An 8,465-nucleotide genomic window follows, 5' to 3' on the forward strand; every position below is an offset into this window, starting at 1 on the left:
CTAGGAGCCGACTACGGGCCCGACTGCTGGATTTCGAAGGCGCGCGAGCGATACGGCTTTCCAGCCTCCGGCAACGACGGCCTCGGGTACGACTTCAAGGTTCCCGATCCGAAAGGTCGCTTGTTCGGCAAGCCAGCCGCCGCATTTCTGCTCGAAGTGAAGTCGACATCGACAGATGGTAGCGGCCCTTTCCCCATGTCGCGCGCCGAGTGGGACCAGGCCCGCCAGTGCCATGAGGAAGGGGGGAATACCATCTACGTCATCCTCCGAGTGTTCGAGGCTGACAGCAACCCTCGGATTGGCGACGTGGTGGTGGATCCCTTTGCCGCTCATAGGCGCGGGGAGATTCGCTTGGCGGAACGAGACCTCTGGGTCACGGTCGCTTCCCCAAGCGGGGGCAGAGTCGAAGGAACAAGAGGCGAGCCCAGCGCCTGAGGCAGCCGCGAAGGCGGAACCGAAGAAGGAGCGGAGGGCAACCGCCCTACCCGCTCTTCTTCCGAAATCCGAGGGCGCCCGTGGGTATCAGCACATGGGCTCGGGAAATTCCTCCCAGCTTCCACCCGGAGTCCCTCATGGTCTTCCTCCCCGTCATCGCCAACAACCTCGGCAAAATCGCCGCCGCGGCTGCAACCACCTTGGGCATCGTGGGTTACATCAACCGAGACCGGCTCGGTCGCTGGATCTCGGACGAAGAGCCCGACGCGAAGGAGCGGAAGCAGGGGCACCTCCAGGACGCAGCGGGCGTGCTCGAGACGGCCGAGTCGATCAAGAACCTCCACGGCCAGCTGGCCCCGGACGAGCTGGACAGGAAGCACACGGAGCTCTTGGAGAAGCTCACCGCGATGAACGCCAAGACGATGAGCGACTTCAGGGTGCTCATCAACGAGGCGCAGTCGGAGGTCATCACATCCATGGCCGAGCTCGAGGGCCAGCTCGATGCTCAGCGCAGCGAAACGAGAGCGCTCGGCGAGGAGCTGCGTAAAGCCGTGGCGGACCTGACGCGACGTCAGAACGCGGTGGAGCAGTTCCTCCACGGGAAGGACCGGGGAGAGGTCTTCGCCGTGCCCGGGCACCAGCGCACCGCCGCCGAGACCCCGCGAAGGCAGGCGGAGACGGCCAAGAAGCCCTCCCCCAACGGCAGCAGGCGCAAGGGCAACGGGAGCACCGCGCCCGAGACGCGTGCGCCCTGACGCTCTCCCCCGCCCTCTCGCAGCTGCATGCCGGTCGTGGCCCACGAGCCCCCGGCATTTTTTGGCCTCGAGCGGCGCGCAGCATCACCAGCCCGGAGCACCGCCACTCCGCGCTACGCCACGGGTCTCCTTCTGAGACGCGACAGGTGCTCCTCGCCGTTCTCCACGAAGCGCCGCGCCAGCTCAGCCTGGCCTTCCGCGCCATGCTCCAGCAGGTACGCCAGCTCCGAGGGCAGCAACGCCTTGACGGTGACGAGCTTCACCTCACCATACGGGGTGGAGAAGTGACTCGGCAGCGTGCGTGACTCCACGCCCAGCAGCACGGCCACCCTGCCCTCCTCGGTGACGAGGGACTTGGGGATGCCCTTTCCGGACACCTCCATGGAGAAGAGGCCCGCCTTCACGCTCTCGCGCACGTGCTCGTGCTCGGCGACTTCATCCGCCACGCGGTTCAGCAGCAGCAGGGGCCAGCCCTTCGAGATGTCCTTCACGGTCGCGTCCACTTCCAGGGCGAGCTCCAGACCGAAGCCCACGGAGGGCTCCAGGCGCTCGATGGAGGGGTCCGAGAGCCCGTGGGTGACGAGCAGCGTACGCCCTGCCTCGCGACGGATGACGCTCCAGAGCTGTCGGTGGCCCGGCCACGAGCCGCTCATGGCGATGGGCATGAAGACCTCCTTGTCCAGCGACCCCAGGGTGCGCCAGGCCGATTCACGCGCGGTGGCCGCCGTCTCCAGCAGCTCGCGGATCTTCCGGTTCCTCGCGCGCTCGTCCGCGCTGATGGTGCTGGGGCCGGTGACCTCCTTGAACTTCACCCCCGTTGCGCCCATGCGCTCCAAGGCCTGCTTTACCTCCTCGGAGATGATGATGGCCGGGCTCCATCCCCAGGTACGGAACACTCGGGCATCGCCCACTTTCGAGGGGTCGATGCGCATGCCAATCACGGACCTGTACTGGCCTGTCTTGTCGGGCCTGTCATCCCCCGGCCCCCAGTGGCGCACCTCGTCGGATGCCTCGTCGTCGATGCACTTCACGACACGTGTGATGTTGAGCAGGACGTACGGTTCGCTCTGCCCGTCCACCTCCACCGGAATCAGCTGCACATCACCGGGCGCCAGCTCGGCGAAGACGGCCGCCACCCTGGCATGAACCACGGGGATGGTCGCACCCGCCAACAAGGAGAAGTCGAGTGGCCTGCCCGGGACGTAGATGGGAATCCGGATCCGCCCATCGACGTGAGCGGGTTCACCCCGTACGAACTGCCAGGTACGAATCTCTTGCCCCTGCTGATCCACGGGATCATCCAGGTGCCAGCGACCCGGGATGTAAACGTCGTCGAACAGATCGAAGTACAGTCCCGCCATGAGGACTCCTAGGGTAACGCCCCTCTGGTTAGCAGCTCGTTGAGCCTGCTTCCCTCCGTGATGATCTCCTCGGCCAGCTGCCGGAGTGCTTGCCTCAGTGCAAGCGCGCACTCCTGCTGGTTGGAGCAGTTGTCCGTCGCAGCTTTCAGGTGCTTATGAACGAGTTGATGGTACTCCTCGGGATGAGGCCCCTTGTGCCCAAGGAGTGGGACCGTATTGGCCGGGTCCTCCATCGACATGCCCGCCTTGTCAAAGAGTTTCTTGAATAGCGGCGTCCAAGGCCCGCCTCGCGCAGTGGACTTGCTGTTCTCGACAGTGGCGATGTGGTGCACCTCCGGCTTCTTCTTCGGCGGGTCCGCGCTTGCCGGAGGGCCCCGCGCCGCCATGCTCACGGCATTGGCGGGCAGAACGACACTGAACGTGCCCTCGGCCACGGCGACCTTCACCTTGTCCGCTTCCTGCACGGCCGTGAGCACGTCTCGGATGCCGGCATGGGACTCGAGCGCACCGGCGGCTTTCGCGAAGCCCGGTAGCTTCGGGGCCTTGGACACCAGCGCCGCCGTCTCCCCCACCGCCGCCGTGCCCAGCAGGAGGAGAATCCGCACGCTGTTGGGCCCGATGACCTTGCCGAAGCGGTCCCCCGCCTCGCGCAGCTCCGCGAACGTGCTAGCCCCCGCCGCCTCCTCCCAGAGCTTGAAGTAGGCGCGCACCAGGTCGAAGAGTTCCCAGCCCAGGTAGCCCCACATGAGCACGGCCAGTGCCGCGGCGACGCCCTTAGAAACCGGCTCGGGCGCCGCGACCAAGGCGAGATATCCAATGATGGTGAGGCTCAGCGTCGTCCACAGCTGCGTCGTGGAGAACATGCCGCGCAGCTCCGCGTCGCGGGCCTCCAGCGCCGCATTCACCGAGAGCGCCAGGGCGAGGTCGCGCTTGTCCTCGCCGCTCAGGCCCGGCCCGTCCTTGAACAACCCGAGGCAGTCCCCCGGCGTGCCATTCCGCTCGCAGAAGCTCCCGTAGGACTTGGCCAGGGGCGTGCGCCACTCCTCGCCCGTGAGCGGGACGGAGGCCAGCGCCAGCTTCCGGTGGAGGTAGAGCGGGAAGCGGGAGCCGGCCACCCGCAGCGGCATGTTCAGCACCAGGGTGGTGAGAGCTTCGTTGAGCTCGAAGTCGCTCACCCGCACTGCACCGAATCGGGTGGGCACCGAGAGGTGAACCCGCTCGTCCGCGGCCTCGCCCTCCTCCGCCTCCTCGGCCTCCGCAACAGCCGTGGGAGGCCGGGCGTCCTCCAGAAAACGGGGAGTCGGTGGCCGGTAGGACGACCCCACCAGCAGGCCGCCCCGAGGAACACTCGTGGCGCACCCTGCGTGGAGGAGAAGGACGATGAGGAACCAGCCGCGCAGCAGGAGGCGCAGCCGAGCGCCAGGCATGCGCGGGCCAACAAGACGGGTGGACACGGCGCACCTCCGATTAAGGGGCCTGGCCCCAGGATTACAGGAGGGTCCGACAGGCACGTCAATCCATCAGGTGGGTGGAGGTATTGGCGACTTGGAGGATAGGCCCCCGCGCCATGAAATGAGCCGAGCGGGATGTTCGCCGACGGCTCCACCACCGCCCACCGCTGCGTGCCGAGACTCACCACTGTTGCTGGGAGTTGCTCATCGCACTCTCCTACCCTTTGCGGTAGACGGACACCATGGACGAGAAGCTGCGACACGCTCTGGGGGAAGCTGCTCGAGCTGCTCGCCTGCGGCTGGGCCTCACGCAGGCGGAGGTGGCCAAGAAGGTGCGCCTGAAGCCCGGGGTCTACGGCAGAGTCGAGCGCGGCGCGATGGTACCGAGCGTGCCCACCCTGCGGCGGATCTGCGAAGCCCTGGGCCTCTCCTCGGACGTGCTGCTGTCCCTGAGTGCCCAGTCTCCCGGGGCGATGGCTCCAGCCCCTCCGCCTGCGGCCGGCGAGCAACCGGAGTTGAGCCGCGTCATCTTCATCTTGCAGGGGTGGCCGCCGGAAAGGTTGGCGCTCTTGCGCAAGCTGCTGGAGACGGCCGACACCCACCTCACGGACGAGAGCTAACGGGCCTCGGACTGCGCGAGGGTGCGCGCCACGTAGCCGAGGGCGGTGAGCTGCTTGTCGTCAAGCTGGCGCAGAGTGCGGAGCAGGCGGCGAAGTCGCGGCGACTCCTCCGAGGTGGGCTCGGACTCCTGTGGCCAGGTCACCGCCTCGCCCGCCGCGATCCCCAGGGCTGCACTGGCATTCACCCGCAGCACCATGCAGAGCTTGCGCAGGTTCGGGACGCTCGGTGTCAGGTGGCCTCTCTCCATCCGCCCATACACCTCGGTGGCCACGCCCACGCGGTCGGCCACGTCCGCCTGGGTCAGCTCGGCCTTGAGCCGGGCCTCTCGCAGGGCTGTGCCGAGGTGGACAGTCAACTTCTTCTTCGTCAGGTGGTCGCTCTTCCTCATGGTCACTCACTCCGGTCCTTCTTGTCTTCCTCGGTGGCTTCCTCCTCGGCCGTGGCTTCTTCCTCGGGGCTGGGCAGGATGCCCCTCTCAATAGGAAAGGCGCGTGTCTGTTGGGGGGTAGGCTTCTCGCGAAGGAGGGTTTCCAACTCCGCCGCTGCCTCGACGTGAGTGAAGTACCTCTCCTGTCTGCGCAGCCACGCCACCAACTCGTTGCCCATCTCACAGCCGGTCTGGTAGCGGTCATCCGGGTTGCTGCGCAGCGCCTTGTGGAGGATGCGTTTGAGCGGCTCGGGCACCCCGCTGGCCACCCGCTCCACATCCTCCGGGCCGAAACGAAGGATGCGGTCGGCCAACTCCCCCACGCTCGTCCAGGTGCGGCGCTCGGCGCGCACGCGGGCGTTGTACCGGACTGCCTCCGGGGACTCACCAGGGGGCAGGTTCACGTCCGGCGGGTCCAGTGGGTACTGACCCGACAGCATCTCCAGCAGCACCATGCCCAGCGAGTAGAGGTCCGCCCGCCCATCGGGCTTCTGGCGGCCCATCACCTCGGGGGCGGCATAGGCCAGTTCCGCACGCAGCACCTTGGAGGGCGTATCCAACCGGCCCACCATCCTCGAGTACGCCACGCCGAAGTCGGTGAGCGTCACCTGGCCGCTGAACTCCAGCCGGATGCTCGTGGGGCTCACCGCTCGGTGGACGATACGCAGGGGTCGGTCATCATCGTCCTGGCTCGTGGCCCAGGCGTAGTCGAGTGCATCGGCCAACTCGTAAGCGATGTAGACGGAGAAGGCGGGGAGAGCGTCCTGCCCAGCAGCAGCGCTGTTTCCATGGCCGTATTCAGGAAGATGCCCTGGGCGTACGCCATCACCACATAGGGCGCTCCCTGGTACTCCTCGAGCCCATACACCTCGGCGATGTTGGGGTGACGCAGACAGCTTGCGAGCTGCACCTCTTCCATGGCGCGCTGGCGGCGCTCCTCCTCGGGCGGCACCTCCACCCGCTTGAGGATGACGAGGCGCGGAGGGTCCTCCCCCTTCAAGGGGCTGCGCCGGGCGATAGCCATGGGATCGGGCGCGTCCACCAGAGGGGCGACGAAGGTGTAGCGGTACGCGGGTCCCTCGAAGAGAAGACCGTCAGGACCCGTGGGGTGGATGGGGAAGCTGTCGTTCGTCGATGGCTCGTTCACGTGGGCACCTCCAGAACCTTTCAGGTTCTCATATTGATAACTGAGTTCCTTTCAGGTAACACGAGAGGCCGCCGAAAGAAAGCACCTGCCAACCAAGCAGGTCAGCGCCCAGACTCAACCTGTTGGAGCGGGGGAGCATCTAGGGGCCATCCTGGAGTAATTGGGTTGCCCGCACAGCGCCTCCGGGTTGGGCTCCGCACGAGGGCTACCCCCAGGCCCCGTGGTGTTGAGCCCAGACCAACTGCCAACGCCTCATACGCGCCTGGCTGGCAGGTTTCTGGCCAGACTACGTTCCTTGAGGCTTCATCTCCGTTCTCCCGTTCCATCAGTTACGGAGGATGAGGCGTGTACCTGAGCCATGTCGCGGTGCAGGGATTCCGTAACCTCGGATCCTTCTCGCTCGAACTCTTCCCTGGCCTCAACGTTCTCGTCGGGGAGAACAACATCGGGAAGACGAACCTGATGGATGCGGTTCGCGCGGCGCTGGGCGCCGCGTCAGCGGCCAACGGAGAGCCGGTGCGGCTCCGGCCAGATGACCTCGCTACCTCCGAGAGTGGAGGACTGGTGGATGGCACCATCCGCATCGATCTCACCTTTTCGGGGCTGAGCGAGGATGAGCGGGGGGAGTTCATCGAGTTGCTCGACTACAACGCCGCCGCGCCTGAGTCCTCGACGGCAAGCATCCACTTCGAGTGGCGGTGGGGCGCAACTCAGCAGCGCTGGCACTCGCGACGTTGGGGCGGGAACCGGCCCGACGCGGAGACAACGGTACCCGAGGAGAACCTCCAGTCTCTTCCGATCACCTTCCTTGAGGCACTTCGCAACGCGCTGAGTGCACTGGGCCCGGGGCGAAACAGCCGCCTCGGGCGACTGCTGATGATGCAGGCACCGGGCGAGGCCGAGCGCGGGCCGGTCGAGCAGATTGTGCAGGAGGCAAACGAACGACTGGAGCAGTCCGCCCTCATCTTGCAGGCCCAGAACCGCATCCAAGAAGTTCTCAGGCGCGCCTCGGGCCCTGTCCTCGGGCAGGAGATCGCAATCCGGGCGGCAGAGCCCCGCTTCGAGCGGATTGCACGCGGGCTGAGGATCCTGTTCGCGGAGCGCCAGCACGGCACCGCGGGCAGGCTCTCCGAACTCACGGACCTTGAGCGGAACGGACTCGGCTACAACAATCTCCTCTACGTGGGAACGGTGCTGGCCGAGTTGGGCAACCTTCCCAATGCCGCCCTTCCGCTGCTGCTCGTGGAAGAGCCAGAGGCTCACCTTCACCCGCAGCTACAGACACTCCTCGCCGACTGCCTCGCCGGAGGGCTGCCAGCGGGGTCGGAGCAACGATGCGTCCAGACAGTCGTGACGACGCACTCCCCGACCATCGCGGCGCACGTATCTCCGGAGACAATCACCATCCTGCACCGCGATGAGACGGGCCAGTTACATGCGACTGGGCTGCGGAAGTGCGGGCTCGATACCAAGGAGATGCGCAAGCTGCGCCGGATGCTGGATGTGACGCGCGCCTCGATGCTGTTTGCTCGGGGCATCATCCTCGTCGAGGGCATCTCGGAGGCCCTGCTGCTTCCTGTGCTCGCACGTCGCCTCGGCAGGAACCTGGCGGCATGCGGTGTAAGCGTTATTCCCGTATGCGGGGTGGACTTCCGCACCTTCGGGAAGCTCTTTGGGCCTGAAAAGCTGCAACTGCCACTCTCCATTATTACAGACGGTGACCCGGACATCGTGGGTGGGTCAACTGAAGCGCGGCCACGTCAGCATCCGGACGGTATCCGGTACGTGGAGGGCGAGCGTGCCGCCGGCCTCAGAGACACCTTCTCCAAGCACCCCGTCGCGCGAGTGTTCACCGCCTCGGTAACGCTCGAGTTCGACCTCACGAGGGCGGCGCTGGAGAACGCGCCCGTGATGGTGGACGCGTGGCTGCGTTGTTACCAACGGCCACGAATGTCTCTGCTCCAGCAGGAGAGCATTGCCAACATCACCACGGCGGAAGAGCGGGCGCTCGTTGTATGGCGCCACCTGTGTCTGTCGGAGGGTGGTCGCAGAAAGGCAGACTTCGCACACGCACTCGCTGCACTCTTGGATGAAGAACCGGGGCGACCCTTCACCGTCCCGGACTACCTCCGTGACGCCATCGACCACGCGTGCCGGAGGAGTGCGTGAATCAGGTGCCCTCCACAGCTCTCACCCCGGAGCAACAGAGGGTGCTTGAGGCGAATGACCGGCTCGTGGTCGTCCAAGCCGCCCCAGGGAGCGGGAAGA

Annotated in this window: 9 protein-coding genes; 4 read left to right on the plus strand and 5 right to left on the minus strand. The window is 66.2% G+C overall.

What is annotated here, in order from left to right; translation table 11 throughout:
* Together VF794_RS20015 and VF794_RS20020 are read left to right on the plus strand one after the other, a co-directional pair.
* The coding region (locus tag VF794_RS20015) for a DUF3883 domain-containing protein (protein ID WP_331112761.1) at nt 1-435 on the plus strand (435 nt) is incomplete at its 5' end.
* 137 nt (nt 436-572) lie between these two features.
* The gene (locus VF794_RS20020; protein ID WP_331112763.1) at nt 573-1,190 is read left to right on the plus strand and encodes a hypothetical protein; all 618 of its coding nucleotides are present in this window, start codon (nt 573-575) and stop codon (nt 1,188-1,190) included.
* 113 nt (nt 1,191-1,303) lie between these two features.
* Here VF794_RS20020 and VF794_RS20025 read toward each other — a convergent pair whose 3' ends face one another.
* Nucleotides 1,304-2,551, minus strand: a complete 1,248-nt coding sequence (locus VF794_RS20025; RefSeq protein WP_331112765.1) for an imm11 family protein — start codon at nt 2,549-2,551, stop codon at nt 1,304-1,306.
* A gap of 8 nt (nt 2,552-2,559) precedes the next feature.
* Nucleotides 2,560-4,005, minus strand: a complete 1,446-nt coding sequence (locus tag VF794_RS20030; protein ID WP_331112767.1) for an AHH domain-containing protein — start codon at nt 4,003-4,005, stop codon at nt 2,560-2,562.
* A 239-nt stretch (nt 4,006-4,244) separates the two neighbouring features.
* Between VF794_RS20030 and VF794_RS20035 the strand changes: the two genes are divergently transcribed.
* A complete protein-coding gene (locus tag VF794_RS20035) occupies nt 4,245-4,622 on the plus strand; it encodes a helix-turn-helix transcriptional regulator (RefSeq protein ID WP_331112769.1) in 378 nt (125 codons plus the stop codon).
* Here the strand turns inward: VF794_RS20035 and VF794_RS20040 are convergent.
* The 3 genes from VF794_RS20040 to VF794_RS20050 are packed head-to-tail and all read right to left on the minus strand — an operon-like array spanning nt 4,619 to nt 6,197.
* Nucleotides 4,619-5,011: a helix-turn-helix transcriptional regulator gene (locus tag VF794_RS20040; RefSeq protein ID WP_331112771.1), complete on the minus strand. Its 393-nt coding sequence runs from the start codon at nt 5,009-5,011 to the stop codon at nt 4,619-4,621. The genes VF794_RS20035 and VF794_RS20040 overlap by 4 nt on opposite strands.
* 2 nt (nt 5,012-5,013) lie before the next feature.
* Nucleotides 5,014-5,775, minus strand: a complete 762-nt coding sequence (locus VF794_RS20045) for a serine/threonine protein kinase (RefSeq protein WP_331112772.1) — start codon at nt 5,773-5,775, stop codon at nt 5,014-5,016.
* The gene (locus tag VF794_RS20050) at nt 5,694-6,197 is read right to left on the minus strand and encodes a protein kinase (RefSeq protein ID WP_331112775.1); all 504 of its coding nucleotides are present in this window, start codon (nt 6,195-6,197) and stop codon (nt 5,694-5,696) included. Before VF794_RS20050 ends, VF794_RS20045 begins: the two co-directional genes overlap by 82 nt.
* Before the next feature lie 345 nt (nt 6,198-6,542).
* On the opposite strand from VF794_RS20050, the gene VF794_RS20055 reads away from it, so the two are divergent.
* The gene (locus tag VF794_RS20055; protein ID WP_331112777.1) at nt 6,543-8,366 is read left to right on the plus strand and encodes an ATP-dependent nuclease; all 1,824 of its coding nucleotides are present in this window, start codon (nt 6,543-6,545) and stop codon (nt 8,364-8,366) included.
* Nucleotides 8,367-8,465 lie beyond the last annotated feature (99 nt).

Source organism: Archangium sp., from assembly GCF_036389735.1.
In the GTDB taxonomy this organism is placed as follows: Bacteria; Myxococcota; Myxococcia; order Myxococcales; family Myxococcaceae; genus Archangium.

Bases quoted from the DNA above. Each gene is read 5' to 3' on its own strand.
- VF794_RS20020 (WP_331112763.1), top strand. From the start codon at position 573: ATGGTCTTCCTCCCCGTCATCGCCAACAACCTCGGCAAAATCGCCGCC.
- VF794_RS20025 (WP_331112765.1), bottom strand. From the start codon at position 2,551: ATGGCGGGACTGTACTTCGATCTGTTCGACGACGTTTACATCCCGGGT.
- VF794_RS20035 (WP_331112769.1), top strand. From the start codon at position 4,245: ATGGACGAGAAGCTGCGACACGCTCTGGGGGAAGCTGCTCGAGCTGCT.
- VF794_RS20040 (WP_331112771.1), bottom strand. From the start codon at position 5,011: ATGAGGAAGAGCGACCACCTGACGAAGAAGAAGTTGACTGTCCACCTC.